The 25,997-nt window shown below is 48.0% G+C and carries 25 protein-coding genes, 1 rRNA gene and 1 other annotated feature; all 26 genes read left to right on the top strand.

The features are described from left to right. Nucleotides 1–6 precede the first annotated feature (6 nt). The 26 genes from rrf (at nucleotide 7) to rpoB (ending at nucleotide 25,989) form a co-directional block, all read left to right on the top strand. Nucleotides 7–123, top strand: a 5S ribosomal RNA gene (rrf, locus tag CYJ37_RS25580). A gap of 1,132 nt (nucleotides 124–1,255) precedes the next feature. Next, nucleotides 1,256–1,720, top strand: coding sequence for a CtsR family transcriptional regulator (locus CYJ37_RS25570; RefSeq protein ID WP_263623464.1), 465 nt, complete (start codon nucleotides 1,256–1,258; stop codon nucleotides 1,718–1,720). Between the two features lie 27 nt (nucleotides 1,721–1,747). Beyond that, the gene (locus tag CYJ37_RS25565) at nucleotides 1,748–2,296 is read left to right on the top strand and encodes a UvrB/UvrC motif-containing protein (protein WP_009791535.1); all 549 of its coding nucleotides are present in this window, start codon (nucleotides 1,748–1,750) and stop codon (nucleotides 2,294–2,296) included. Between the two features lie 4 nt (nucleotides 2,297–2,300). Further along, complete coding sequence (locus tag CYJ37_RS25560; protein ID WP_009791536.1) at nucleotides 2,301–3,368, top strand: protein arginine kinase; 1,068 nt, start codon at nucleotides 2,301–2,303, stop codon at nucleotides 3,366–3,368. A 16-nt stretch (nucleotides 3,369–3,384) separates the two neighbouring features. Next, complete coding sequence (gene clpC / locus CYJ37_RS25555) at nucleotides 3,385–5,838, top strand: ATP-dependent protease ATP-binding subunit ClpC (RefSeq protein ID WP_101552843.1); 2,454 nt, start codon at nucleotides 3,385–3,387, stop codon at nucleotides 5,836–5,838. A 224-nt stretch (nucleotides 5,839–6,062) separates the two neighbouring features. Beyond that, nucleotides 6,063–7,445 carry a DNA repair protein RadA gene (gene radA / locus CYJ37_RS25550; protein ID WP_009791538.1) on the top strand — a complete coding sequence of 461 codons (1,383 nt, stop codon included), beginning with the start codon at nucleotides 6,063–6,065 and terminating at the stop codon, nucleotides 7,443–7,445. 3 nt (nucleotides 7,446–7,448) lie between these two features. Further along, the gene (gene disA, locus CYJ37_RS25545; protein WP_009791539.1) at nucleotides 7,449–8,522 is read left to right on the top strand and encodes a DNA integrity scanning diadenylate cyclase DisA; all 1,074 of its coding nucleotides are present in this window, start codon (nucleotides 7,449–7,451) and stop codon (nucleotides 8,520–8,522) included. Between the two features lie 210 nt (nucleotides 8,523–8,732). After that, nucleotides 8,733–9,815: a PIN/TRAM domain-containing protein gene (locus CYJ37_RS25540; RefSeq protein WP_009791540.1), complete on the top strand. Its 1,083-nt coding sequence runs from the start codon at nucleotides 8,733–8,735 to the stop codon at nucleotides 9,813–9,815. A gap of 21 nt (nucleotides 9,816–9,836) precedes the next feature. Then, nucleotides 9,837–10,529 carry a 2-C-methyl-D-erythritol 4-phosphate cytidylyltransferase gene (gene ispD, locus CYJ37_RS25535; RefSeq protein ID WP_101552841.1) on the top strand — a complete coding sequence of 231 codons (693 nt, stop codon included), beginning with the start codon at nucleotides 9,837–9,839 and terminating at the stop codon, nucleotides 10,527–10,529. 18 nt (nucleotides 10,530–10,547) lie between these two features. Then, a complete protein-coding gene (gene ispF / locus CYJ37_RS25530) occupies nucleotides 10,548–11,027 on the top strand; it encodes a 2-C-methyl-D-erythritol 2,4-cyclodiphosphate synthase (RefSeq protein ID WP_009791542.1) in 480 nt (159 codons plus the stop codon). Nucleotides 11,028–11,122: 95 nt separating this feature from the next. Then, nucleotides 11,123–12,580, top strand: a complete 1,458-nt coding sequence (gltX, locus tag CYJ37_RS25525; RefSeq protein WP_101552839.1) for a glutamate--tRNA ligase — start codon at nucleotides 11,123–11,125, stop codon at nucleotides 12,578–12,580. A 492-nt stretch (nucleotides 12,581–13,072) separates the two neighbouring features. Next, nucleotides 13,073–13,723 carry a serine O-acetyltransferase gene (gene cysE / locus CYJ37_RS25520; RefSeq protein WP_009791545.1) on the top strand — a complete coding sequence of 217 codons (651 nt, stop codon included), beginning with the start codon at nucleotides 13,073–13,075 and terminating at the stop codon, nucleotides 13,721–13,723. Beyond that, nucleotides 13,723–15,120 (top strand): cysteine--tRNA ligase, encoded by a 1,398-nt coding sequence (cysS, locus tag CYJ37_RS25515; RefSeq protein ID WP_009791546.1) that lies wholly within the window; start codon nucleotides 13,723–13,725, stop codon nucleotides 15,118–15,120. The genes cysE and cysS overlap by 1 nt, the downstream gene beginning before the upstream one ends. A gap of 4 nt (nucleotides 15,121–15,124) precedes the next feature. Then, complete coding sequence (locus CYJ37_RS25510; RefSeq protein ID WP_101552837.1) at nucleotides 15,125–15,550, top strand: Mini-ribonuclease 3; 426 nt, start codon at nucleotides 15,125–15,127, stop codon at nucleotides 15,548–15,550. Next, nucleotides 15,547–16,290 carry a 23S rRNA (guanosine(2251)-2'-O)-methyltransferase RlmB gene (gene rlmB / locus CYJ37_RS25505; protein WP_009791548.1) on the top strand — a complete coding sequence of 248 codons (744 nt, stop codon included), beginning with the start codon at nucleotides 15,547–15,549 and terminating at the stop codon, nucleotides 16,288–16,290. Before CYJ37_RS25510 ends, rlmB begins: the two co-directional genes overlap by 4 nt. A 3-nt stretch (nucleotides 16,291–16,293) precedes the next feature. Then, a complete protein-coding gene (locus CYJ37_RS25500) occupies nucleotides 16,294–16,803 on the top strand; it encodes an NYN domain-containing protein (RefSeq protein WP_009791549.1) in 510 nt (169 codons plus the stop codon). 93 nt (nucleotides 16,804–16,896) lie between these two features. Then, the gene (gene sigH, locus CYJ37_RS25495) at nucleotides 16,897–17,535 is read left to right on the top strand and encodes an RNA polymerase sporulation sigma factor SigH (RefSeq protein WP_009791550.1); all 639 of its coding nucleotides are present in this window, start codon (nucleotides 16,897–16,899) and stop codon (nucleotides 17,533–17,535) included. Between the two features lie 114 nt (nucleotides 17,536–17,649). After that, the gene (gene rpmG, locus CYJ37_RS25490; protein WP_009791551.1) at nucleotides 17,650–17,793 is read left to right on the top strand and encodes a 50S ribosomal protein L33; all 144 of its coding nucleotides are present in this window, start codon (nucleotides 17,650–17,652) and stop codon (nucleotides 17,791–17,793) included. A gap of 57 nt (nucleotides 17,794–17,850) precedes the next feature. Then, the gene (gene secE / locus CYJ37_RS25485; RefSeq protein ID WP_009791552.1) at nucleotides 17,851–18,021 is read left to right on the top strand and encodes a preprotein translocase subunit SecE; all 171 of its coding nucleotides are present in this window, start codon (nucleotides 17,851–17,853) and stop codon (nucleotides 18,019–18,021) included. Between the two features lie 246 nt (nucleotides 18,022–18,267). After that, on the top strand, nucleotides 18,268–18,801 hold the full coding sequence (gene nusG / locus CYJ37_RS25480; RefSeq protein ID WP_009791553.1) for a transcription termination/antitermination protein NusG: 534 nt from the start codon (nucleotides 18,268–18,270) through the stop codon (nucleotides 18,799–18,801). Between the two features lie 173 nt (nucleotides 18,802–18,974). Then, nucleotides 18,975–19,400 (top strand): 50S ribosomal protein L11, encoded by a 426-nt coding sequence (gene rplK, locus CYJ37_RS25475; RefSeq protein ID WP_141195060.1) that lies wholly within the window; start codon nucleotides 18,975–18,977, stop codon nucleotides 19,398–19,400. A 166-nt stretch (nucleotides 19,401–19,566) separates the two neighbouring features. Continuing rightward, nucleotides 19,567–20,265: a 50S ribosomal protein L1 gene (gene rplA, locus CYJ37_RS25470; RefSeq protein WP_009791555.1), complete on the top strand. Its 699-nt coding sequence runs from the start codon at nucleotides 19,567–19,569 to the stop codon at nucleotides 20,263–20,265. 50 nt (nucleotides 20,266–20,315) lie between these two features. Beyond that, nucleotides 20,316–20,453 (top strand) — a sequence feature (ribosomal protein L10 leader region). Between the two features lie 32 nt (nucleotides 20,454–20,485). After that, nucleotides 20,486–20,986 (top strand): 50S ribosomal protein L10, encoded by a 501-nt coding sequence (gene rplJ / locus CYJ37_RS25465; RefSeq protein ID WP_022543216.1) that lies wholly within the window; start codon nucleotides 20,486–20,488, stop codon nucleotides 20,984–20,986. A 51-nt stretch (nucleotides 20,987–21,037) separates the two neighbouring features. Continuing rightward, nucleotides 21,038–21,403: a 50S ribosomal protein L7/L12 gene (gene rplL / locus CYJ37_RS25460; protein WP_022543217.1), complete on the top strand. Its 366-nt coding sequence runs from the start codon at nucleotides 21,038–21,040 to the stop codon at nucleotides 21,401–21,403. Nucleotides 21,404–21,524: 121 nt separating this feature from the next. Next, nucleotides 21,525–22,127, top strand: a complete 603-nt coding sequence (locus tag CYJ37_RS25455; protein ID WP_101552835.1) for a class I SAM-dependent methyltransferase — start codon at nucleotides 21,525–21,527, stop codon at nucleotides 22,125–22,127. A gap of 301 nt (nucleotides 22,128–22,428) precedes the next feature. Then, the gene (gene rpoB / locus CYJ37_RS25445) at nucleotides 22,429–25,989 is read left to right on the top strand and encodes a DNA-directed RNA polymerase subunit beta (RefSeq protein WP_035401163.1); all 3,561 of its coding nucleotides are present in this window, start codon (nucleotides 22,429–22,431) and stop codon (nucleotides 25,987–25,989) included. The last annotated feature ends 8 nt before the right edge of the window (nucleotides 25,990–25,997 follow it).

Here is a 25,997-nt window from a genome sequence, read left to right as displayed (position 1 = left end):
AAATAGTCTGGTGGCGATAGCGAGAAGGTCACACCCGTTCCCATACCGAACACGGAAGTTAAGCTTCTCAGCGCCGATGGTAGTTGGGGGCTCTCCCCCTGTGAGAGTAGGACGCTGCCGGGCGAAACGAAGAACAGTCTGTGAGACTGTTCTTTTTTTGTGCTTTTTAGTTTATGTTGGAGTGGGTTTTGATCAGAAAAGGGATCGTTTGGTGAAAATGAATAGCCGGAGGGCTTTAAGAGCGTTGCTTGTGGTTTGAAAAAAGGGAGAGCGGCTGTTTGAAATATGGATTTCATCAATTGGACGATTAATTTACCGAATTCCTTAAATAATTTACCATTTGCCACAAAACAGTCATAGTCTGCCCGCAAACTTCCCCAAATGGCTGAAAAATAGATGCCGGGCGGGCAAACAAGCAGTGTTTTAAATCAAATATATGAGCTAGCAGGCGTTTAAACTGTGAATTTAATCAAATGACCGATTAATTTACCAACTCAACGATTTATTCAATCAAACGACCGATTAATCTACCGAATTCCTCGCTTAATTTACCAATTGCCACAAAAATCGCGGGATCCCATCCGCAAGCTCCATCAATAGATTGCCATCTTCGTTCAAGTCCAAACACAGTAGCACCGTCACCTAGCACTTTCATGGGCTGGAAAAAGAAAAGCCCTGATGGATGAATAAACCTGGTTTTTATCCGACATAAGAGAGCTGTTAGCAAAAACCGCGAACTTAATCACTCCTACCGATATCCTACCAACCTAACGTCATATCTAACCGTTCTGCCAAATAGTTTACCAACTCCTGCGTCTAATCAAATCGTCTAGCGAACTTCTCACTCATCCACTTACCACACACCATTGCCAAGCAAAGAAACGTCCCATCCAATCTCCCTCAACCCAGCTCACCCCAGCTCAACCCACCCCAACTTAGCTCCCATTCAACTTCCCATTATCCCCACTCGCATTCACTCTCCCTCCTTCACCCGTATATTCCGGCTGCCCTCCCCTGCCAGCTGCAAACGTACCCTGCATACACGTCCCCCCTTTCACCAAAACCAAATTTCCCACCCATGACAAGCACCCAAAAGCCCATCTTCTGAATACTCTATACAGCTGGAAGAATTTGCTCTTGTTACGTTTGAGATATTTATTAAATGGGAAAATTAATAAGGCATCCATCTTGCAACTTTTTACATAATTCATTTATAATTAAAGTCAAATATAGTCAAAGTCAGGGAGGAGGAGGCCTGGTGAGGAATATATCCGACATAATCGAGAAATATCTGAAGGAAGTCCTGGAGCTGAGTGAACGGGAAAGTGTCGAGATCAAAAGAAGCGAAGTGGCTGATAAATTCCAATGTGTCCCCTCGCAGATCAATTACGTCATTAATACCCGATTTACAATCGAAAAAGGATATATTGTTGAAAGCAAGCGGGGCGGCGGAGGATATATCCGGATCATGAAGGTACAATCCTATGATCATGCGGACCTGATTGATCAGCTGCTGATGCTGATCCAAAGCAGGATATCGCAGGGAAGCGCTGAGAGCGTCATCTTGCGCCTGGTGGAAGAGGAAGTCATCACACGCCGCGAAGCTAAAATCATGCTCAGTGTAATCGACCGGTCGGTTTTATATATAGAGCTTCCGTTCCGCGATGAATTGCGATCAAGAATGCTGAGAGCAATGCTGACTTCGTTGAAGTATAAATAAAGAATAAGCAGCTGGAGAGGTGAGTGCATGATTTGCCAAGAATGTAATCAGAGGCCGGCAACGCTGCATTTTACAAAGAGCATAAATGGCGGGAAGACCGAATTCCATCTTTGCGAGGTCTGCGCCAAGGAAAAAGGCGAAATGTTCATGATCAATAATCAGGCTTCAGGCTTTTCCCTTAACAGCCTGCTGGCGGGGCTTTTGAATATTGAGCCTGGTCTGCAGCAGCCGAAAAAGGAGCAAAGGCCGCAGGAGCAAGTTCTGCAGTGCAGCAAATGCCAGATGACTTTTAAGCAGTTCATTAAAATCGGACGGTTTGGCTGTGCCCACTGCTATTCGGAATTCAAGGGGCAGCTTGACCCGATCCTGAAGCGCCTCCACAGCGGGAACTGGTCCCATAGAGGGAAGATACCGGCGAGAGCCGGCGGGAGCATTCAGCTCAGGAGAAAGATTGAGGATATGAAAAAAGAATTGAAGGAATTGATCCTGCAGGAAGAGTTTGAAAAAGCTGCCGTGCGCCGGGATGAGATACGGTCCCTTGAAAAACAGCTGAGCAGCGGCAGGGAGGGGGACTGATATCATGTCACTGGAACGTTTCATCAGCCAGGCGGTCAGTTCCTGGATGAGTGCGGAAGGCCCTGATTCTGATATTGTGCTAAGCTCCCGCATCCGTCTGGCAAGGAATATGAATATATATAAGTTTCCTACTCTTTTTTCAAATGAAGAAGGACAGAGCATCATTGAAGATATCAGGAAGATTTCAACCGAGAAGCCTTTCAAAGGGCTTGGAGGGTTGGAGCTTTTAGAGATGGGAAGTCTTCAGCCCCTCCAGAAAAGGGTGCTTGTTGAAAAGCATCTGATCAGCCCCAATCTGGCTGAGCAGTCTCCTTACGGGGCTTGTCTCCTGTCAGAAAATGAAGAGGTCAGCATCATGGTCAACGAGGAAGACCATATCCGGATTCAATGCCTGTTTCCTGCATTCAGGCTGACCGAGGCACTTGAGATGGCCAATAAGCTGGATGACTGGCTGGAGGAGAACCTTGAATTTGCCTTTGATGAAGACTACGGGTATCTTACCAGCTGCCCGACCAATGTCGGAACAGGGCTCAGGGCTTCTGTCATGATGCATCTCCCAGGTCTGATGCTCACCCATCAGATGAACCGGATCATCCCGGCCATCAATCAGCTGGGGCTTGTGGTGAGAGGGACATATGGCGAAGGAAGCGAGGCGCTGGGCAATATTTTTCAAGTGTCCAATCAGATCACGCTCGGAAAGTCTGAGGAAGATATCGTAGAAGATCTGAAGAGTGTCGTGGGCCAGCTCATCGCCCAGGAAAGATATGCCCGGGAAGCATTAGCAAAGACTTCAAACATACAATTAGAAGACAGAGTGTACCGTTCCTATGGGATTCTCTCCAACAGCCGGATCATTGAATCAAAAGAAGCGGCAAAATGCTTATCTGATGTCCGGCTGGGTATAGATATGGGATACATCAAAGATATTCCCAAAAATATTTTAAATGAATTGATGATTCTTACACAGCCCGGTTTCCTGCAGCAATATGCCGGCGGGCCGCTCCGGCCTGAAGAACGTGATATTAGAAGGGCTGCACTTATACGCGAAAGATTGAAAATGGAAAAACAATAGTCGGGAGGATGAAATTATGATGTTCGGACGATTTACTGAAAGAGCTCAAAAAGTATTGGCATTAGCACAGGAGGAAGCCATTCGCTTAGGACACAGCAATATCGGCACAGAGCATATCCTGCTCGGCCTCGTCCGTGAAGGAGAAGGGATTGCTGCAAAGGCGCTTTATGCACTCGGACTGGGCTCTGAAAAGATCCAAAAAGAGGTGGAAAACCTTATTGGCCACGGCCAGGATTCCTCACAGACTCCCCACTATACACCAAGGGCTAAAAAGGTCATTGAGCTCTCAATGGATGAGGCCAGAAAACTGGGCCACTCTTATGTTGGCACAGAGCATATCCTGCTCGGCTTGATCCGTGAGGGTGAGGGTGTTGCCGCACGGGTGCTGAACAATCTGGGAGTCAGCTTGAATAAAGCAAGGCAGCAGGTGCTCCAGCTTCTGGGCAGCAATGATTCAGGAAGCCATCAGGGAGGATCAGCAGCAAGCGCCAATACGCCGACCCTTGATAGCCTTGCAAGAGACCTGACAGCCATTGCCAGGGAAGGCAGCCTTGATCCGGTCATCGGCCGAAGCAAGGAAATCCAGCGCGTCATTGAAGTGCTGAGCCGCCGGACAAAGAACAATCCGGTCCTGATCGGGGAGCCTGGCGTCGGTAAGACAGCCATCGCAGAAGGACTTGCACAGCAGATCATCAACAATGAAGTGCCGGAGATCCTCCGCGACAAAAGGGTTATGACACTGGATATGGGGACAGTTGTTGCCGGAACAAAATACCGTGGCGAATTCGAAGACCGCTTGAAAAAAGTAATGGATGAAATCCGCCAGGCTGGCAATATCATTCTCTTCATCGATGAGCTTCATACTTTGATTGGTGCAGGAGGAGCAGAGGGGGCAATCGATGCTTCCAATATCCTGAAGCCATCCCTTGCAAGGGGCGAACTGCAGTGCATCGGCGCCACTACCCTGGATGAATACAGAAAGTATATCGAAAAGGATGCTGCGCTTGAAAGGCGTTTCCAGCCGATCACGGTAGATGAACCGACAGCAGATGAGTCTGTTCAGATCCTTAAGGGGCTGCGCGACCGCTATGAGGCCCATCACAGAGTATCCATCACAGATGAAGCCATCGAGGCAGCTGTTAAGCTTTCTGATCGTTATATCTCAGACCGCTTCCTTCCGGATAAGGCGATCGATCTGATTGATGAAGCAGGTTCAAAAGTACGCCTGCGTTCTTACACTACTCCCCCTAACCTGAAAGAGCTTGAATTGAAGCTTGAAGAAGTCAGGAAGGAAAAAGATGCTGCCGTCCAAAGCCAGGAGTTCGAGAAAGCTGCATCCCTCAGAGACTCTGAACAGCGCCTGCGCGAGCAGCTGGAGGAAACAAAGAAGAGCTGGAAAGAGAAGCAGGGGAAGGAAAACAGCGAAGTCACAGTTGATGATATTGCACATGTAGTAGCAAGCTGGACTGGAATTCCTGTAGCGAAGCTGGCTCAGACAGAAACAGCCAAGCTCCTGAACATGGAAGAAATTCTTCATTCCCGAGTCATTGGCCAGGAAGAAGCGGTCAAGGCGATCTCCAAAGCGGTCCGCCGTGCGCGTGCCGGGCTGAAAGATCCTAAGCGCCCAATCGGCTCCTTCGTATTCCTCGGCCCTACTGGGGTCGGTAAGACTGAGCTTGCGCGTGCGCTTGCAGAGGCGATGTTCGGCGATGAAGATGCAATGATCCGCATCGATATGTCTGAATATATGGAGAAGCATTCAACTTCCCGTCTTGTTGGTTCACCTCCGGGATATGTAGGATATGAGGAAGGCGGCCAGCTGACAGAAAAAGTCCGCAGGAAGCCATACTCAGTTGTCCTTCTGGATGAGATTGAGAAAGCACATCCGGATGTATTCAATATCCTCCTTCAGGTTCTTGAGGATGGACGCCTGACAGATTCTAAAGGCCGGACAGTCGACTTCCGCAACACAGTCCTGATCATGACATCCAATGTCGGGGCAGAAGCGCTGAAACGCAATAAATATGTCGGCTTTAACATCCAGGATGGAGAGCAGGACTATAAGGATATGAAAGGCAAGGTAATGGAAGAGCTTAAGAAGGCTTTCCGCCCTGAATTCCTTAACCGGATCGATGAAATCATCGTGTTCCACGCCCTTGAGAAAAAACATCTCAAGGAAATCGTTACATTGCTTTCCGATCAATTGGTTAAACGCCTGCAGGAACAGGAAATTGTCCTTGGCCTGACCGATAAGGCAAAAGAGAAAATTTCCGAGGAAGGGTACGACCCTGAGTATGGTGCAAGGCCGCTCCGCCGCGCGATCCAAAAGCATATCGAGGACCGTTTGTCAGAGGAGCTGCTGAAGGGCCAGGTGCTGACAGGGCAGAATGTCATTATCGATGTAGAAGATGGGGAATTTGTCGTGAAAACAGAAGAATCTCCTGAAACTGCAACAAACTTATCTAAATAAACGTCATATTATATAATAAAAAAGGTACACGGTGCACAATGCGTGTACCTTTTTTCCATTGAAGGCATTTCAATCTGTCCTTATATAAAAAATCAGCCATTTCCACTACTTTCCTTGGACAGGCATTTTTATATAAGCGGGGAAGTATAATATACTTTCCCTATAATGAAACTAATGGTGCACTTTTCACAATAGAAGAGAATGAAATAGAAAGGGAGAAACGGATGGCAAAAAGAAAGACCAAATTCATCTGCCAGGAATGCGGCTATGAGTCCGCCAAGTGGATGGGCAAATGTCCTGCCTGCGGGCAGTGGAATACAATGGTGGAGGAAACGGAGAAGCCTGCAGCTGGAGGAAGAAGAGGTGCATTTGCCCATTCGGCAGGCGTAACCCTTGCTTCTAAAGCGACGCCGATCACCTCAATTGAGACAGTCAATGAACCGCGGATCTATACAGACCTGAAGGAGCTCAACCGCGTTCTGGGAGGCGGGGTGGTAAGGGGCTCGCTTGTTCTGATCGGGGGCGACCCCGGAATCGGGAAGTCGACGCTCCTCCTGCAGGTATCTTCCCAGCTGGCCCGGAAGGATCATTCTGTTCTTTATATTTCCGGAGAGGAATCCATGAGGCAGACAAAGCTCAGGGCTGACAGGCTTGGGGTTGTATCAGATAAGCTGCTCGTATATGCAGAAACGAATCTCGAGGAAATCAGCCGGACCATTGAAAATGAAAATCCCAGCTTTGTGATCATTGATTCAATCCAGACTGTTTTTCATCCGGATATCACCTCGGCCCCTGGAAGCGTCTCGCAGGTAAGGGAATGTACCGCGGAGCTGATGAGGATCGGAAAGACCAAAGGCATCGCGATCTTTATCGTGGGGCATGTCACGAAGGAAGGATCGATTGCCGGCCCGAGGCTGCTCGAGCATATGGTTGACACAGTCCTCTACTTCGAGGGTGAAAGGCATCATACGTACCGCATTCTCAGGGCTGTTAAGAACCGTTTCGGATCGACCAATGAAATGGGCATCTTTGAAATGAAGGAATTCGGCCTTGAAGAGGTGGAAAATCCATCGGAAATATTCCTTGAAGAGCGCTCCCAGGGGGCATCCGGATCTACAGTTGTTGCCTCCATGGAAGGGACGAGGCCGGTGCTGGTTGAAATTCAGGCGCTCATTTCCCCGACGAGCTTCGGGAATCCGCGGAGGATGGCAACCGGGATCGATCATAACCGCGTCCCGCTTTTAATGGCTGTGCTTGAAAAACGTGTCGGGATGCTTCTGCAAAATCAGGATGCTTATTTGAAGGTGGCAGGCGGCGTTAAGCTGGATGAACCTGCGATTGACCTGGCAATTGCCGTCAGCATTGCCTCAAGCTTCAGGGATAAGCCAACACAGGCCTCTGATTGCATCATTGGAGAAGTGGGTTTGACCGGCGAAGTCCGCCGTGTCTCCAGGATTGAACAGCGTGTCCAGGAAGCTGCTAAGCTTGGGTTTGAACGGATCATCCTTCCTGCTAAGAACCTTGGAGGCTGGGACTCTCCGCCGGGCGTGCAGCTAATCGGGGTTAATACAGTCAGCGAGGCCTTAAAAGCGGCATTAGGAGGATAAGATATGGACAATAAAAAGCTGGGCGAAAAGACCCGGAGCGACATTTTGAAATTTCTGGCACCGGGAACACCGATACGCGAAGGGATCGATAATGTCCTGCGTGCAAACACAGGCGGACTGATTGTACTGGGCTGCAATGAAAAGGTGAAGGCGATTGTAGATGGGGGCTTTCAGATCAATTGCCCTTTCACGCCAAGTTATTTGTATGAGCTGGCCAAAATGGATGGCGCCATCGTCCTGAATGAGACAGGCAGCAAGATTCTTATAGCCAATGCCCAGCTTGCCCCGAACCCGGGCATCCCTTCTTCGGAAACCGGGATGCGGCACCGGACGGCAGAGCGGGTGGCAAAGGAGACAGGGGCGCTTGTCGTTGCCATTTCACAGCGGCGGACAGTCATCACACTCTACCAGGGCCATTTCAGATATGCATTGAAAGACATCGCCGTCATTCTCGCAAAAGCCAACCAGGCAGTCCAGACGCTTGAGAAATACAAAGTGGTGCTGGAGCAGAGCATCGCAAGCCTCGGGATCCTTGAGTTTGAAGAGCTTGTGACCTACAGTGATGTTCTTCAGGTGCTGCACCGCTATGAGATGGTGCTGAAGATCAAGCAGGAACTGATGTCCTACCTGAGTGAACTGGGTACAGAAGGCAGGCTGATCCGCCTGCAGATGAACGAGCTCTTGACTGACATGGAAAAGGAAACTTCTTTGATCATCAAAGACTATGCCTTTGATAAGGATGTCAGCACGAAGGAAGCAATCAGCAAAATGCAGGAGCTGGCAAGCGGCGAAACGATCGAGGACAGCATCCTCCTGAAGCTGATCGGCTATAGCGGCTATGTCCACCTGGATGAAGGAATTTGTCCAAGAGGGTACCGGATGCTTAATAAAATCCCCCGGCTCCCGCCAATCATTATTGAAAATCTCATCACCAGATTCCAGGAGCTTCCTGAAATCACAGCAGCTTCAGTAGAGGATCTTGATGAGGTGGAAGGCATCGGTGAAGTCAGGGCGAGAAAAATCCGTGAGGGCCTCAAGCTGGTCAAGGAGCAGCTGTTTGCGGACCGTCAGCTTTAATTGCCCATTGAATTGGTCTATACAGTATGCTAAAATGGTGGTTTTATATTATTTGACACTCTGTTTGCACGGTGCTACGCTTAAGGTGTATCAGTATATAAAACCTCCGATATTATTATATTTAAATAATGTTACAAAAAACCAAATTAACATATTCTGCAGGTTTCAATTCAGGGAATTTGTTTATAATGATTAAAAGGAGGTGAAGGAATGTTAAAACGCATTGTACAGGCATGCTTTCTTATTACCGGGGGGACCCTTGGGATCTTTTTGATTCCGGACTTGCTCGGGCTAGTTGCTTTGGACGACATTCCTCTTTTAAATAATCCGTATGTGTCCGCTATTTTAGGTGCCATTATTTTTTATCTTATATCTTTTTGGGCAGTTGATTATGTAACCAATTTCGTGAGATGGGTAGAGGAATCATTGGTGAAAGCGCCTATAACAGATATTATTTTTGGCAGTGTGGGCCTTGCTTTCGGCCTGATAGTGGCATTTTTGATCGGCTTTGCGCTCAATGCAATCGAATTTCCGATTGTCAATACGGTCGCCCCGATCCTGCTGACGCTGATTTTTGGCTATCTTGGCTTCCAGGTGGGCTTTAAAAAGCGGGATGAGCTTCTGGGATTATTTACGAGCCGGAAAAAGAAATCCGGTGAAGAGGAAGCAGAGCCAGTTGAGAAAAACGCATTAAAGATTCTGGATACAAGTGTGATCATTGACGGCAGGATCGCGGATATCTGCCAGACGGGCTTCCTTGAAGGAACCATCGTCATACCCCAGTTCGTCCTTGAGGAGCTTCAGCATATAGCTGATTCTTCAGATGTATTGAAAAGGAACAGGGGGAGGCGGGGGCTGGATATCCTGAACCGTATCCAGAAGGAGCTTTCCATCAAGGTCGAGATTTATGAAGGGGACTTTGAGGAGATCCAGGAAGTAGACAGCAAGCTTGTGAAATTGGCAAAGCTGACGAACGGTGTTGTGGTGACAAATGACTTTAATCTTAACAAGGTATGCGAGCTCCAGAAGGTATCTGTGCTCAATATCAATGACTTGGCCAATGCGGTCAAGCCGGTGGTGCTGCCTGGAGAAGAGATGAAGGTGCAGGTCATCAAGGACGGGAAAGAGCATAATCAGGGTGTTGCTTATCTGGATGACGGTACAATGATTGTCGTCGAAGATGGCCGCGATTATATCGGCAAGCACATCGATGTCCTTGTCACCAGCGTGCTGCAGACCTCTGCGGGCCGCATGATATTTGCAAAGCCTAAGCTGCTTGAAAAAGCTTTATAAAAGAGAGTTGGGAGACTGTTTATGCCTTATCAGGTAATTATTCCTGCTGCAGGCCAGGGGAAAAGGATGGGCGCCGGCAAAAATAAACTTTTGCTTGAGATCCGCGGTGTGCCGGTTTTCATACACACGCTGAGGGTGTTTGAAAGCGATCCGGATTGTACTGGCATCCTGCTTGCGGTCAATCCTTCCGAGAAGGCGGAGATCCAAGAGCTTCTTGCCTTTTACGATATCAAGAAAGTCATTGGACTCGTTCCCGGTGGATCCGAACGCCAATACAGCGTCTATAATGCGGTGAAGGAGCTGCAGGGCAATGGCATTGCCATGGTGCATGATGCGGCCCGCCCCTTCATCGACCAGCACCTGATCAGGGAGCTGACGGAGGCTGCGGATCAGGATGGCAGCGCAGTACTGGCCGTGCCGGTGAAGGATACTGTGAAAAAGGCTGTCGGCAATCAAATCCTGGAAACAGTTGAACGATCAAGTCTGTGGGCAGTCCAAACCCCACAGGCTTTTCGTGTTTCCACCCTCCTGCACATTCATCAGAAAGCGGCTGAGGAGGATTACCTCGGCACAGATGATGCCAGCCTGGCAGAACGGCTCGGCATCCCTGTAAAAATCGTTGAAGGACATTATGATAATATCAAGCTTACAACCCCGGAGGATCTTTATTTTGCAGAAGCGATTATCCGGAAACGTGAAGCTCGAAGTAACTGACATAAAGGGGAATATACTATGTTTCGTATTGGACAGGGCTTTGATGTACATCAATTAACCGAAGGAAGGCCGCTGATTATCGGCGGTATTGAAATTCCCTATGAAAAGGGGCTGCTGGGCCATTCTGATGCGGATGTGCTTCTTCATACCATTGCAGACGCGTGTCTCGGGGCAATAGGGGAAGGCGATATCGGCAGGCACTTTCCGGATACAGATCCTGAATTCAAGGATGCTGATTCAGCCAAGCTGCTGGAGCATGTATGGAAGATTGTAGATGAGAAAGGATATAAGCTTGTGAATGCCGATTGCACCATCATTGCGCAAATGCCGAAAATGGCGCCTTATATCGGCCAGATGAGAGAGCGGATTGCAGAGCTGCTGCAGGCAGATGCGGACCGCATCAATGTCAAGGCAACGACAACAGAAAAGCTCGGTTTTCCGGGCAGGGGCGAAGGGATCGCTTCACAGGCTGCCGTCCTGCTGCAGAAAAAGGACTGAGCCCCCCCCCCGAAAAAATTAGCTTTATAAGGCAAAAACACGGTGTTAGAATATAGCAAAGAAGAAGGAAAATGACTACAATAGGAGGCTTATTCATGTCTAATGAAATCAGGGTCCGCTATGCGCCAAGCCCAACCGGACATTTACATATAGGCAATGCCCGCACAGCGCTGTTCAACTATTTGTTCGCACGCTCAAAAGGCGGGAAATTCATCATCAGGATCGAGGATACCGACCTTAAGAGGAATATTGAAGGCGGAGAGGAAAGCCAGCTGAAGTATCTGCAGTGGCTTGGAATCGACTGGGATGAAAGCATTGATAAAGATGGGGGATACGGCCCGTACCGCCAGTCAGAACGGAATGATCTCTACCAAGAGCTGTACCAGGAGCTCCTGGATAAAGATCTTGCTTATAAATGCTATTGCACAGAGGAAGAGCTTGAAGCAGAGCGCGAAGATCAGATGGCAAGGGGAGACAACCCCCAATATTCCGGCAAATGCCGCCATTTGACCCAGGAGGAAAGGGAAAAGCTGGAGGCTGAAGGCCGCAGGCCAAGCATCCGATTCATCGTGCCCAAAGGGAAGGTTTATGCATTCAATGATATGGTCAAGGACGAAGTTTCCTTTGAGTCTGACGGATTCGGCGATTTTGTCATCGTAAAGAAAGATGGAATTCCAACTTATAATTTTGCGGTGGCTGCCGATGACCATATGATGAAAATTTCCCACGTACTGCGCGGGGACGACCATATTTCCAACACACCAAAGCAGCTGATGATCTATGAGGCCTTCGGCTGGGAGCCTCCTGTCTTTGGCCATATGACGCTCATCGTCAATGAAAGCCGCAAGAAGCTCAGCAAGCGGGATGAATCCATCATCCAGTTCATCGAGCAGTACGAAGACCTTGGCTATCTTCCGGAAGCATTATTCAACTTCATCGCCCTGCTTGGATGGTCGCCTGCCGGAGAAGAAGAGATCTTCACGAAGGAAGAGCTGATCAATATCTTTGAAGCGGACCGGCTTTCAAAGTCGCCAGCTCTGTTTGATAAGCAGAAGCTGACATGGATGAATAACCAATACATCAAGCAGGAAGAACTCGATAAGCTGGTGGAAATTTCACTTCCTCATCTCATCAAGGCAGGAAAAGTAAGTGAAAACCTGACAGCCGCAGATGAAGAGTGGGTGCGCGGGCTCATTTCCCTTTACCAGGACCAAATGAGCTATGGCGCTGAAATCGTTGACCTTTCAGGTATCTTCTTCACAGAGGACGTCAGCTATGATGGAGAAGCGAAAGAAGTCCTGAGCGAAGAGCAGGTGCCGGAAGTGCTTTCTGCCTTCCTGACCGAGATTGATTCCCTGGAAGATTTTACGGCAGAAGAAATCAAAGCAGCCCTGAAGGCAGTCCAGAAAGGCACAGGCCATAAAGGCAAGAAGCTGTTCATGCCTGTACGTGCAGCCATTACAGGCCAGACACATGGACCGGATCTTCCTAAGGCCATCGCTCTTTTAGGAAAAGACAAGGTAAAAAATCGTTTGGCAAGCATTAATGATTAACATCTTGGCAAAAATGTAATATAGTAAGAGTAATTCAAATTTCATGATTCAAAAGTGTTGAAGAGGAAGAGTAGAAAAATGATGCTTCATAGCCTGGCCCATAACGGGATAAGGCTGAAAGAGAGAACCATCACCGGCTGAAAGTGGTTCAGGCCCCTCATTTTTTGAAGTGCCCCTCTGAGTCCCATTTCGAAAATACAGAGTAGATTTGGGCGGATTTCCTACCGTTAACAGGGCAGAGTTGGGGCCTTTTTTACATGTGCCTAAACAGAGTGGAACCGCGCTTTCAGCGTCTCTGTCATTATGACAGGGGCGCTTTTTTGTTGTTAAGGATCAAAGCTTGCCGGGCTTGAATAAACAGCCCGAGGCCTGCTTGAGCACCCGGTCACTCGTATATGAGCCGCTCCGGAAGGGAATTCCCTGAAGGGATGCAGGCTGTCCGGAAGATAAATTTCAACCGTCAGATAGGCAATAACAGGGAGGGGAGAACAAATGTTCCGAAGGCTTAAAGAGGATATAGAGGTGGTTTTTGACCAGGACCCCGCAGCCAGGAGCTATATTGAAGTTATACTTACGTATTCCGGAGTCCATGCCATATGGGCACATCGGCTGGCACATGCCCTGTTCAAAAGGAAATTCTATTTTTGGGCCCGGGTTGTTTCCCAGATCAGCCGATTCTTCACCGGTATTGAGATCCACCCTGGTGCAAAAATCGGCCGGCGTTTCTTCATTGATCACGGCATGGGCGTAGTGATCGGCGAGACATGCGAAATCGGCGATAATGTGACGGTGTTCCAGGGCGTCACCCTCGGCGGGACCGGCAAGGAAAAAGGAAAACGCCACCCGACCATCAAAGATAATGCCCTGATAGCCACCGGTGCGAAGGTTTTAGGTTCCATCACCATCGGCGAGAACTCGAAAGTGGGAGCGGGGTCGGTCGTCCTTAGGGATGTTCCCCCCAATTCAACGGTAGTGGGGATTCCGGGCAAGGTGGTCATCAAAGATGGCGTAAAGCTTAAGAAGGATCTCAACCACAGCGATCTGCCCGATCCAGTGAGCGACAGGCTGGTCGAGATGGAGAAGAAGCTTCAGGAGATGCAGGTCGAACTGGAGGATTTGAGAAGAGAAAGGAGCCTTAAATAATGGCAATTGCTATTTATAATACAATGTCCAGGCAGAAGGAAGAGTTTATCCCCCTTGAAGAAGGGAAAGTCAAAATGTATGTATGCGGACCGACCGTATATAACTATATCCATATAGGAAATGCCCGTCCGCCGATCGTTTTTGATACGGTAAGAAGATATCTGGAGTTCAGGGGCTATGATGTGCAATATATCTCCAATTTTACGGATGTGGATGATAAGCTGATCAGAGCTGCCAAGGAGCTTGGGGAGGATGTTCCATCCATTGCCGAGCGTTTCATCGATGCATATTTTGAGGATGTGTCAGCGCTTGGGTGCAAACGGGCGGATGTGCACCCGCGCGTAACTGAGAGCATGGATCTTATCATCCAGTTCATCGAGGCCCTGATTGAGAAAGGATTTGCCTATGAATCAAATGGAGATGTGTATTTCCACACCAGAAGATTCGATGAATACGGCAAGCTGTCACAGCAATCCATTGACGAACTCCGTGTCGGAGCCAGGATTGCTGTAGGGGAGAAAAAGCAGGATGCCCTTGACTTTGCACTCTGGAAAACGGCGAAAGAAGGAGAGATATCCTGGGAAAGCCCATGGGGCAAAGGACGTCCGGGCTGGCATATCGAGTGCTCTGCCATGGCGAGGAAATATCTTGGCGACACGATTGATATCCATGCCGGCGGCCAGGATCTCTCGTTCCCGCACCACGAAAATGAAATCGCCCAGTCCGAAGCGCTGACAGGCAAGACATTTGCGCGCTATTGGATGCATAACGGGTATATTAATATCAATAATGAAAAGATGTCCAAGTCGCTTGGCAACTTTGTCCTTGTGCATGACATCATCAAAAAGCATGATCCGCAGGTTTTGAGATTCTTCATGCTTTCTGTCCATTACCGCCACCCGATCAATTACAGCGATGAGCTGCTTGAAAATACACGCAGCGGGCTGGAAAGAATCACAACTTCTTATCAGAACCTTGCACACCGGAAGGAAGCAAGCGCCGAGCTGACAGACAACAACAGCGAATGGCTGAAGAAGATTGAAGATCTCCACGGGGAATTTATCAAGGAAATGGATGATGACTTCAATACAGCAAACGGGATCTCCGTCCTGTTCGAGCTTTCAAGGCAGGCGAATTATTATCTGCTGGAAAAGAATACGAGCGTCGAAGTAATCGAAGCCTTCATGAAAGAATTTGAAATTCTGTTCGATGTCCTCGGTCTGTCGCTTGGCGGCGAAGAGCTGCTGGATGATGAGATCGATGCGCTGATTGAAAAGCGCAACCAGGCGAGGAAAGAGCGGAACTTCCAGCTTTCCGACCAGATCCGTGATCAGCTGAAGGAAATGAACATCATTCTGGAAGATACGGCCCAGGGCACAAGATGGAAAAGAGGCTGACGTCATGCTCCGCTACGAAAATAAAGTCAATGAAAAGCAGCTGAACAGCCTCGCGCTTGCCTATATGGGCGATGCTGTATTTGAGCAGTATGTACGGAATCACTTGATCCAGAAGGGGACCGTGAGGCCGAACTTCCTTCATAAAGAGGCGACGGCTTATGTATCCGCCAAGGCGCAGTCCTATGTGATCCATAAATTCCTTGAAGCGGACTTTCTGGATGAAGAGGAAGCTGCCGTTGTCAGGAGGGGGCGGAATGCCAAGTCCGGAACCATCCCGAAAAATACTGATGTGCAGACATACCGGTACAGCACTGCATTTGAAGCGCTGATTGGCTATCTATATTTAGCTGGAGCGGAGGAGCGGCTGGAGGAAATCATCTCTGCCGCCTTCCTTCACGCCGAAGAAAGGAAAGGGGGGCAAGGAAAGTGAGCCAGGATTTTATTATTGGGAAAAACCCCGTGCTGGAAGCCTTAAGGGCTGAGCGGGATATCAACAAGATTTTTATAGCGGAAGGATCCCAGGGCGGGCAAATGCAGCAGGTTATCGGCCTTGCCAAAACAAACGGGGTGCTTGTGCAGTTTGTGCCGAAGAAGAAGCTTGACCAGATGGCAGAAGGAATTCACCAGGGCGTCGTGGCAGCGGTCGCGGCCTATGAGTACGCAGAGGTGGATGATCTCTTCGCGGCAGCGGAGAAAAAGAATGAAGCTCCGTTTTTCCTGCTGCTGGATGAGATTGAAGACCCCCATAACCTGGGCTCCATCATGAGGACGGCAGATGCTGTCGGTGCCCATGGCATCATCATTCCGAAAAGAAGGGCAGTGGGGCTGACCGCCACAGTGGCGAAGGCATCGACCGGTGCAATCGAGCATATCCCCGTCGCAAGAGTGACCAATTTGGCCAGGACGATTGATGAGCTGAAGGAAAAAGGTGTCTGGATCGCCGGGACGGATGCAAAGGGAAGCGAGGATTACCGCCGTTTTGACGGAACTATGCCGCTGGGCCTTGTGATCGGCAGTGAAGGAAAGGGGATGGGCCGCCTGATCCGCGACAAGTGCGATTTTCTGATCCATTTGCCGATGGCCGGGCATGTAACATCTCTGAACGCTTCTGTTGCAGCAGCACTTTTAATGTATGAGGTATACCGCAAACGCCATCCGCTAGAGGGATAAAAGATGGACATCCTTATAGTGGACGGCTATAACATCATTGGCGCCTGGCCTGATCTCAGGGAGCTGAAGAACAAGGATCTTGGTGCAGCAAGGGACAAGCTTGTAGAAAAGATGGCGGAATTCCAGGGATACTCAGGATACCGGGTCATCATCGTCTTTGATGCCCATTATGTCAAAGGAACAGAGAAAAAGTTCAAGAACTATAAAGTCGAGGTTGTTTTTACAAAAGAAAATGAGTCAGCAGATGAACGCATTGAAAAACTCGCCATCAGCCTGAACAACATTAAAACACAAATCCATGTCGCCACGTCCGATTATACCGAGCAATGGGCCATTTTCGGACAGGGCGCCCTGCGCATATCCGCGCGGGAGCTGTTGATCGAGATGGAGAGCACGGAAAAAAGGATCGAAAAAAAGGTGAAGAAAATTCAGGAAAAAAAGCCGGTTTCAAAGATCCCGCTCACTGATGAAGTGGCAGAAATTTTTGAAAAATGGCGCAGAGGACAGAAATGAGCGGTTGACGCTCAAAATTTTCCTGCTGTATAATATTTCTATCCAGTGGTTTGTGCGGTCAGGGGGATCTGTGTGAGTACCGATTTCAAGACGATGATCAACGAAGAGGAAAAGAATTATCTTCAGCTCGAAGATGAAGAGATAATTGAATTGGTCCACAGGGGCGAGAGCGAGGCTTTGGATTATCTGATCCAAAAGTACCGGAATTTCGTGCGTGCCAAGGCAAGGTCCTATTTCCTGATAGGCGCTGATAAAGAAGACATCGTCCAGGAGGGCATGATCGGCCTCTATAAGGCCATCAGGGACTTCAAAGAGGACAAGCTGTCTTCCTTCAAGGCGTTTGCCGAGCTGTGCATCACCCGGCAGATCATAACAGCGATCAAAACCGCCACCCGCCAAAAGCATATACCGCTCAATTCCTATGTTTCGCTTGATAAGCCGATTTATGATGAAGAATCGGACAGGACGCTGATGGATGTGATCTCCGGCGCCAAGGTGATGGACCCGGAAGAGCTGATCATCAACCAGGAGGAATTCGACAACATTGAAGTGAAAATGTCCGAGCTCCTGAGCGATCTGGAAAGGAAGGTCCTTGCCCTCTATCTTGACGGGCAGTCCTATCAGGAAATCTCTGAGGAACTGAACAGGCATGTGAAGTCGATTGACAACGCCCTGCAGCGGGTCAAGAGGAAGCTGGAGAGATATCTTGAAGTCCGCGAATTTTCATTGTAAAGCCAATTATTACAAATAGATCCTTATTTCCTATGATTCTGACTCTTATTGACATGATAGGGGTGCCATGTTAAAGTTTGTAAGGAAACAGACAAGCAATAAGAAGGTGCCGATATGAGGAAAAAAGTTGTACTGGCTTGTGCAGAATGCGGGTCCCGCAACTATTCGACCATGAGCAATAAAGAATCAGAGCGTATGGAATTAAAAAAGTTCTGTGATACATGCAAGGCTCATACTGTCCACCGGGAAACAAAATAGCAATAGCACTCATCCATAGATCAGCAAGCAACCCTTGAAAGTTGGAGGTTACGAACCGTGAATTTTTTCCGTGATATTGGACGCGAAATGAGAAAGGTCAGCTGGCCAAAGCGCAAGGAGCTCACCAGCTATACGATAACAGTCCTTGTGACAGTAACGTTCTTCGCCCTTTTCTTCGCCGTTCTTGACTTAGGTATTTCTGAATTGATTCGTTTAATTCTTGAATAACTCCTGTAATCTCATGGTATAATGGAGAATAACACAGGAAACTTCTGCAAAGCCCGGAAACGGGTTTTTTCATTTGCTTAAAAAAAGACAGGCATCCGCGCCTGTTTTGGCCTGGGAAGAGCGGAACTCTTTAAGGGAGCCGGAGGAGTAAACAGGATCCGGCCGTGTTCACAGGTATATTGGAAACCTACAGAGGGAAGTTTGATTTTATTTAGACAGGGAGGGAAGGACGAACAGTCCTCTTGAATGGAAAAAAACTGGTATGTAGTCCATACTTATTCAGGTTATGAAAACAAAGTAAAAGCCAACCTGGAAAAACGGGTGGAAACAATGGCGATGCAAGATAAGATCTTCCGCGTGATTGTGCCTGAAGAAGAAGAAACAGATATTAAGAATGGCAAGAAAAAAGTGGTGAAGCGAAAGGTATTTCCGGGTTATGTGCTTGTCGAGATCGTCATGACAGACGACTCCTGGTATGTAGTCCGCAATACACCGGGCGTTACAGGGTTCGTCGGTTCGGCAGGGTCGGGCTCAAAGCCGACGCCATTGCTCCCTGAGGAAGTAAATGTTATCCTTAAGCGCATGGGCGTTGATGAAAAGCGCGTGGACATCGACTTCGAAATCGGCGAGACCGTCAAGGTGAACGAAGGTCCTTTTGCGAACTTCACGGGCTCCATTGAAGAGATTGATAAAGACAAAGCGAAGATCAAAGTTCTGGTTAATATGTTCGGGCGGGAAACTCCTGTCGAGCTCGATTTTACACAAATTGAAAAATTATAGCCTGAAAAACTTGAAATCCGCTTTTAAAAATGTTACTATTTCATAGGTCAGTATGTCTCGGACAACGAGGCTGGACAAATTGCTATGTTCTTTATTTTTAATATAAAGACTACAAGTTGAGTGGGAGGGAAATTCCCTATTACCACATCACGGACTTTAAGGAGGTGTGTCTCGTGGCTAAAAAAGTTATCAAGGTAGTTAAATTGCAAATCCCTGCTGGTAAAGCAAATCCAGCACCGCCAGTTGGTCCTGCATTGGGTCAAGCCGGTGTTAACATCATGGGATTCTGTAAAGAGTTTAATGCTCGTACAGCTGAACAGGCTGGACTGATCATCCCTGTTGAAATCTCGGTTTTTGAAGACCGTTCATTTACATTTATTACGAAAACTCCTCCTGCTGCCGTTCTTCTTAAGAAAGCGGCTGGAATCGAGTCTGGTTCTGGTGAACCAAACCGTAATAAAGTAGCAACAGTTAAGCGTGATAAAGTACGCGAGATTGCTGAGACTAAAATGCCTGACTTAAATGCTGCTAGCGTTGAATCCGCTATGCGCATGGTAGAAGGTACTGCACGCAGCATGGGTATCGTCATCGAAGACTGATCCATGCTCGAAGATTAGGTTCTAACGGGGTTGCGGCTGAATTGGATTCACTCGCAACCTTTGTTCTGTAAAGCCCGGGCGCCCGGCCTTTTCGAGGGAGGGCGCCCCTGCTTTTGGGACGTGGGAGGTTATTCCGCTAAAACCACAATTCAAGGAGGAAATAATAATGGCTAAAAAAGGTAAGAAGTATTTAGAAGCTGCTAAGCTTGTAGATCGTTCTAAAGCTTACCCAGTCGCTGAAGCGATTGAGCTTGCTAAGAAAACAAACTATGCGAAATTCGATGCAACTGTTGAAGTGGCTTTCCGTCTTGGGGTTGACCCTAAGAAAGCTGACCAGCAAATCCGCGGAGCAGTCGTGCTTCCAAACGGAACTGGTAAAACTCAGCGTGTATTAGTATTCGCTAAAGGTGAAAAAGCGAAGGAAGCTGAAGCTGCCGGAGCTGACTACGTAGGCGATTCCGAGTACATCAACAAAATCAGCCAAGGCTGGTTCGAATTTGATGTAATCGTTGCTACTCCAGACATGATGGGTGAAGTTGGTAAGCTTGGACGTACATTAGGTCCTAAAGGCTTAATGCCAAACCCTAAAACTGGAACAGTTACTTTTGATGTAGAAAAAGCAGTAAACGAGATCAAAGCTGGTAAAGTTGAGTACCGTCTGGACAAAGCTGGAATCATCCACGTTCCAATCGGAAAAACTTCATTCGAAGATGCGAAGCTTGCTGAAAACTTCAACACGATCTACGATACTATGCTGAAGGTTAAGCCTGCTGCAGCAAAAGGAACTTACGTAAAATCTGTTACTGTAACAACAACTATGGGCCCTGGCGTCAAAGTTGATCCTTCTACAGCCGCAGTAAAATAATACCAATTGACAACAGCCGGTTTATTTCATATAATCTAAACTGTTGTGAAAATAAAATAACATTTGTACCGTAGACAGCAGGTGCGACAGCTTAATTTCCTGCCGAGGTCATACGATAGATTTTCTTTTGAACGGCTATTGTATACTTCCTCCATGTCTGCAAGATGTGGAGGTTTTTCTTTGGACGGTATAAATGAAAAAATCTACAGGAGGTGTAAGGATGAGCAGCGCTATTGAACAAAAGAAATTGATCGTTGACGAGATTGCCGATAAATTCAAAGCAAGCAAATCAACGGTTGTAGTTGACTACCGCGGACTGACTGTTGCTGAAGTAACTGAACTTCGTAAGCAGCTTCGTGATGCGGGAATCGAGTTCAAGGTTTACAAAAACAGCATGGCTCGCCGTGCTGCAGAAGCTTCTGAGCTTTCTGGCTTGAACGAAGCACTGACAGGTCCAAATGCGATTGCATTCAGTAATGAAGATGTAGTTGCACCTGCGAAAATCCTAAACGATTTCGCTAAAAAACATGAGGCTCTTGAAATCAAGGCTGGTGTAATCGAAGGCAACATCGCTTCTGTTGAGGATGTTAAAGCTCTTGCTGAACTTCCATCACGCGAAGGCTTGCTGTCTATGCTACTCAGTGTACTTCAAGCACCTATCCGCAATCTTGCTCTTGCTGCAAAAGCTGTTGCAGATCAAAAAGAAGAACAAGGCGCGTAAGCTAGTCTTTTTATAAAAAAATCAAACCAATCATAAGGAGGAAATTTTATCATGACTAAAGAACAAATCATTGAAGCAGTCAAAAGCATGACTGTTCTAGAACTTAACGACCTAGTAAAAGCAATCGAAGAAGAGTTTGGCGTAACTGCTGCAGCTCCTGTAGCTGTAATGGGTGGCGCTGCTGGCGGAGATGCTGCAGCTGAGAAAACTGAATTTGACGTTGTTCTTGCATCTGCAGGCGACCAAAAAATCAAAGTTATCAAAGTTGTTCGTGAAATCACAGGTCTTGGTCTTAAAGAAGCAAAAGAACTTGTTGACAACACTCCTAAGCCTGTTAAAGAAGGCGCTTCTAAAGAAGAAGCTGAAGAAATCAAAGCTAAGCTTGAAGAAGTTGGAGCTGGCGTTGAAGTTAAGTAATGCCAACTTTGAAAAGCCCGCTGCCTAGCGGGCTTTTTGCTTTTTTCTTTTGTATGATTTATAATTCGTCCGAACAGGATGCATGATCCTCAATGTGTTTCCTCAGGTTGGAGGTGATTCTATGACCGAACATTATTATTCCCGCACATCAAAAACGGAAAGTGACCCTGCCTATTGGGATTTTTCCCTAAGAGGGCATTCCTTCCGATTTAAAACCGATAATGGTGTATTTTCAAAAAAAGAAGTGGACTTCGGTTCAAGGCTTCTTGTTGAAGCGTTCAAACTGCCGGAGCTGGAAGGAAATATTCTGGATGTTGGCTGCGGCTACGGTCCGATCGGCTTGTCCATCGCCAAAAGCTTTCCGGAAAGGACGGTCCACATGGTTGATGTGAATCTCCGGGCAATCGAACTGGCAAAGGAAAATGCAGCCGGGAATTCAGTCAGCAATGCTGCCATCTATGAAAGTGACCGGTTAACCGGTGTTGGAGGGGGCAAGTTTGCGGCTATCCTGACAAATCCGCCAATCCGTGCCGGAAAACAGGTTGTCCATGACATTTTTGAACAAAGCTTTGAGCACTTGCTGACGGGCGGAGAGCTCTGGGTTGTCATCCGGAAAAAGCAGGGTGCCCCTTCAGCGATCGAGAAACTTGACTCGCTTTTTTCAGACGTGGAAACCGTAGAGAAGAAAAAAGGCTACTTTATTTTAAAAGCGAAAAAAAGTTGACTTGACTTTTTCTCTATGATAGTATTGTAAAATGCCAACATAATACTTTCCGATTTATTTGCTATTTTGCAGTCGTTCTGTATAAATTTGGCTATAATGGGAAAGCTAATAAAATAATAGTCGAAATGTGAAAATGTGGTTTTTGAGTTGAAAACCCTTTTTCTTTTTGTCTTATGAAAAGTAAAAGCTGTCTGCGCCCGAGGGGGATTGGCAATGCCGGTTTGTATCAATGCCGGTTTCTCTTTTGGACAGGGTGCTTGCGCTTTTCGATAAATAACGCTTGATTTGAGGGGTGAATCAGTTGACAGGTCAACTAGTTCAGTATGGACGACACCGCCAACGTAGAAGTTACGCACGAATCAGTGAAGTTTTGGATTTGCCTAATTTAATTGAAATCCAAACCTCTTCTTATCAATGGTTTCTTGATGAGGGTCTTCGTGAAATGTTCCAGGACATTTCGCCAATTGAAGACTTTACTGGTAACTTATCGCTTGAATTTATTGATTACAGCCTTGGCGATCCAAAGTATTCCGTTGAGGAATCGAAAGAACGAGATGTTACATATTCAGCACCTTTGCGTGTTAAAGTGCGTCTTGTAAACAAAGAAACAGGCGAAGTTAAAGACCAGGATGTCTTTATGGGTGACTTCCCGCTTATGACAGAAACAGGTACGTTTGTGATCAATGGAGCAGAACGCGTCATCGTTTCTCAGTTAGTACGTTCACCGAGTGTATACTATAGCGGAAAGCTGGATAAAAACGGGAAAAGAGGCTTCTCTGCTACTGTTATCCCGAACCGCGGCGCCTGGCTTGAATATGAAACAGATGCCAAGGATGTCGTATACGTTAGAATAGATCGTACTCGGAAACTGCCCGTTACGGTTCTTTTGCGTGCACTTGGGTTCGGCTCTGATCAAGAAATCATTGATTTGATCGGAGACAATGAATATATCCGCAATACGCTTGAAAAAGACAACACAGAAAGTACAGATAAAGCCCTTCTGGAAATCTATGAGCGTCTTCGTCCGGGCGAGCCGCCGACTGTAGAAAATGCAAAAAGCCTGCTCGTTTCCAGATTCTTTGATCCAAAACGCTATGATTTAGCGAATGTTGGACGCTACAAGATCAATAAGAAGCTTCATATTAAAAATAGACTGTTCAATCAGCGCCTTGCTGAGACTCTGGTTGATCCTGAAACAGGCGAAATCATCGCTGAGAAAGGGACTATGCTGGACCGCCGCAACCTGGACCGCATCATCCCTAATCTTGAGAACAATATCGGCTTCAGGACAGCAGCTCCTTCAGGAGGAGTGGTGGAGGACGAGGTCCTTCTTCAATCCATCAAGGTGTATGCCCCTAATGAAGACGGAGAAAAAGAGATCAATATCATCGGCAATGCCTATGTCGAGGAAGCGGTCAAGAATATCGCGCCTTCTGATATCATTGCGTCCATTGGCTATTTCTTCAACCTTCTTCATGGAGTCGGCGATACCGATGATATCGACCACCTGGGGAACAGACGTCTTCGTTCAGTAGGCGAACTGCTCCAGAACCAGTTCCGAATCGGACTTTCCAGGATGGAACGTGTTGTCCGCGAGAGGATGTCCATCCAGGATACAAATACAATTACACCGCAGCAGCTGATCAACATCAGGCCTGTGATCGCTTCTATCAAAGAGTTCTTTGGCAGCTCACAGCTTTCACAGTTCATGGACCAGACAAACCCGCTTGCCGAGCTGACGCATAAGCGCCGTCTATCTGCATTGGGGCCTGGCGGTCTGACTCGTGAGCGCGCCGGCTTTGAAGTCCGTGACGTTCACTATTCACACTACGGCCGCATGTGTCCGATTGAAACGCCGGAAGGACCGAATATTGGTCTGATCAACTCACTGTCATCCTTTGCGAAGGTAAACCGCTTCGGATTCATCGAAACGCCTTACCGCCGCATCAACCCTGAGACAGGCAGAGTGACAGACCAGATCGATTACCTGACCGCTGATGAAGAAGATAACTATGTTGTTGCACAGGCGAATGCGCGTCTTGGCGATGACGGTACTTTCCTTGACGATGAAGTCGTTGCGCGTTTCCGCGGGGAAAATACAGTTGTGCCGAAAGACCGCGTCGACTATATGGATGTTTCTCCTAAACAGGTAGTATCAGCTGCAACAGCTTGTATTCCTTTCCTTGAAAACGATGACTCCAACCGTGCCCTCATGGGGGCGAACATGCAGCGTCAGGCTGTGCCATTGCTGCAGCCTGAAGCACCTCGTGTAGGTACAGGAATGGAGTATGTTTCCGGAAAAGACTCCGGTGCGGCTGTCATCTGCAAGCACGAAGGAATCGTCGAGCATGTTGAAGCTCGTGAAGTCTGGGTGCGCCGCATTTCCGAGGTCAATGGCCAGGAAGTCAAAGGCGACCTTGATAAATACAGGATGCTGAAATTCATCCGTTCCAACCAGGGAACCTGCTATAACCAGCGTCCGATTGTTGCTGTCGGGAACCGTGTGACAAAAGGCGAGATCCTTGCCGACGGCCCTTCCATGGAGCTTGGCGAGCTTGCGCTTGGCCGCAATGTGCTTGTTGCCTTCATGACTTGGGACGGCTATAACTATGAGGATGCGATCATCATGAGCGAACGCCTTGTAAAAGACGACGTTTATACATCCATCCACATTGAAGAATATGAATCAGAATCAAGAGATACAAAGCTAGGGCCTGAAGAAATCACCCGCGACATCCCGAATGTCGGTGAAGATGCACTCCGCAATCTTGATGAGCGCGGAATCATCCGTACGGGTGCTGAAGTAAAGGATGGCGACCTGCTTGTCGGTAAGGTTACTCCTAAGGGTGTAACAGAGCTGACAGCAGAAGAACGCCTCCTGCATGCCATCTTTGGCGAGAAAGCCCGTGAAGTGCGTGATACTTCCCTTCGTGTTCCTCACGGAGGAGGCGGAATCGTGCTTGATGTCAAAGTCTTCAACCGTGAAGACGGAGATGAGCTGCCGCCAGGCGTGAACCAGCTTGTACGTGTTTATATCGTTCAGAAGCGTAAAATCTCCGAGGGAGATAAAATGGCAGGACGCCACGGAAATAAAGGGGTTATCTCCCGGATCCTTCCGGAAGAAGATATGCCTTACCTTCCAGATGGCACACCAGTCGACATCATGTTGAATCCGCTGGGGGTTCCTTCCCGTATGAACATCGGGCAGGTGCTTGAGCTTCACCTCGGCATGGCTGCGAGAGCGCTGGGCATTCACGTTGCTTCACCGGTATTTGATGGAGCGCGCGAGGAAGATGTCTGGTCAACAATTGAAGAAGCCGGCATGGCCCGTGATGCGAAGACAGTCCTGTACGACGGCCGTTCGGGAGAACCGTTCGACAACCGTGTATCTGTCGGCGTCATGTACATGATCAAACTGGCCCACATGGTTGATGATAAGCTCCATGCCCGTTCAACCGGCCCTTACTCACTTGTTACGCAGCAGCCTCTTGGCGGTAAAGCCCAGTTCGGCGGACAGCGTTTCGGGGAGATGGAGGTTTGGGCGCTTGAAGCTTACGGTGCCGCCTATACATTGCAGGAAATCCTGACAGTTAAATCAGATGACGTAGTCGGACGTGTGAAAACGTACGAAGCGATTGTCAAAGGCGAGAATGTACCTGAGCCGGGAGTGCCGGAGTCCTTCCGCGTATTGATGAAAGAGCTTCAGAGCTTGGGTATGGATGTTAAGATCCTGTCAGGCGATGAGAAAGAAATTGAAATGCGCGACCTTGAGGACGATGATGATGTACAGCAGGCTGAATCGCTGACCATCGCGCCGGATACAGAGGAAGCAAACACTGAAAAAGTAGCTAGCAAAGAATAAATAGAATA

Origin of the sequence: Bacillus sp. UMB0728 (genome assembly GCF_002858875.1) — a bacterium.
GTDB lineage: Bacteria > Bacillota > Bacilli > Bacillales > Cytobacillaceae > Bacillus_AB > Bacillus_AB infantis.
Note: the sequence above shows the minus strand (reverse complement) of the source record. Positions and strands in the feature narration are given on the sequence as shown.

Coding starts and splice junctions, on each gene's coding strand:
- CYJ37_RS25560 (WP_009791536.1), top strand. CDS start 2,301: ATGTCACTGGAACGTTTCATCAGCCAGGCGGTCAGTTCCTGGATGAGT.
- clpC (WP_101552843.1), top strand. CDS start 3,385: ATGATGTTCGGACGATTTACTGAAAGAGCTCAAAAAGTATTGGCATTA.
- CYJ37_RS25540 (WP_009791540.1), top strand. CDS start 8,733: ATGTTAAAACGCATTGTACAGGCATGCTTTCTTATTACCGGGGGGACC.
- rpmG (WP_009791551.1), top strand. CDS start 17,650: ATGAGGAAAAAAGTTGTACTGGCTTGTGCAGAATGCGGGTCCCGCAAC.
- rplL (WP_022543217.1), top strand. CDS start 21,038: ATGACTAAAGAACAAATCATTGAAGCAGTCAAAAGCATGACTGTTCTA.
- CYJ37_RS25565 (WP_009791535.1), top strand. CDS start 1,748: ATGATTTGCCAAGAATGTAATCAGAGGCCGGCAACGCTGCATTTTACA.
- rplJ (WP_022543216.1), top strand. CDS start 20,486: ATGAGCAGCGCTATTGAACAAAAGAAATTGATCGTTGACGAGATTGCC.
- radA (WP_009791538.1), top strand. CDS start 6,063: ATGGCAAAAAGAAAGACCAAATTCATCTGCCAGGAATGCGGCTATGAG.
- CYJ37_RS25500 (WP_009791549.1), top strand. CDS start 16,294: ATGGACATCCTTATAGTGGACGGCTATAACATCATTGGCGCCTGGCCT.
- ispF (WP_009791542.1), top strand. CDS start 10,548: ATGTTTCGTATTGGACAGGGCTTTGATGTACATCAATTAACCGAAGGA.
- disA (WP_009791539.1), top strand. CDS start 7,449: ATGGACAATAAAAAGCTGGGCGAAAAGACCCGGAGCGACATTTTGAAA.
- ispD (WP_101552841.1), top strand. CDS start 9,837: ATGCCTTATCAGGTAATTATTCCTGCTGCAGGCCAGGGGAAAAGGATG.
- gltX (WP_101552839.1), top strand. CDS start 11,123: ATGTCTAATGAAATCAGGGTCCGCTATGCGCCAAGCCCAACCGGACAT.
- cysS (WP_009791546.1), top strand. CDS start 13,723: ATGGCAATTGCTATTTATAATACAATGTCCAGGCAGAAGGAAGAGTTT.
- cysE (WP_009791545.1), top strand. CDS start 13,073: ATGTTCCGAAGGCTTAAAGAGGATATAGAGGTGGTTTTTGACCAGGAC.
- CYJ37_RS25455 (WP_101552835.1), top strand. CDS start 21,525: ATGACCGAACATTATTATTCCCGCACATCAAAAACGGAAAGTGACCCT.
- sigH (WP_009791550.1), top strand. CDS start 16,897: ATGATCAACGAAGAGGAAAAGAATTATCTTCAGCTCGAAGATGAAGAG.
- nusG (WP_009791553.1), top strand. CDS start 18,268: ATGGAAAAAAACTGGTATGTAGTCCATACTTATTCAGGTTATGAAAAC.
- CYJ37_RS25510 (WP_101552837.1), top strand. CDS start 15,125: ATGCTCCGCTACGAAAATAAAGTCAATGAAAAGCAGCTGAACAGCCTC.
- rplA (WP_009791555.1), top strand. CDS start 19,567: ATGGCTAAAAAAGGTAAGAAGTATTTAGAAGCTGCTAAGCTTGTAGAT.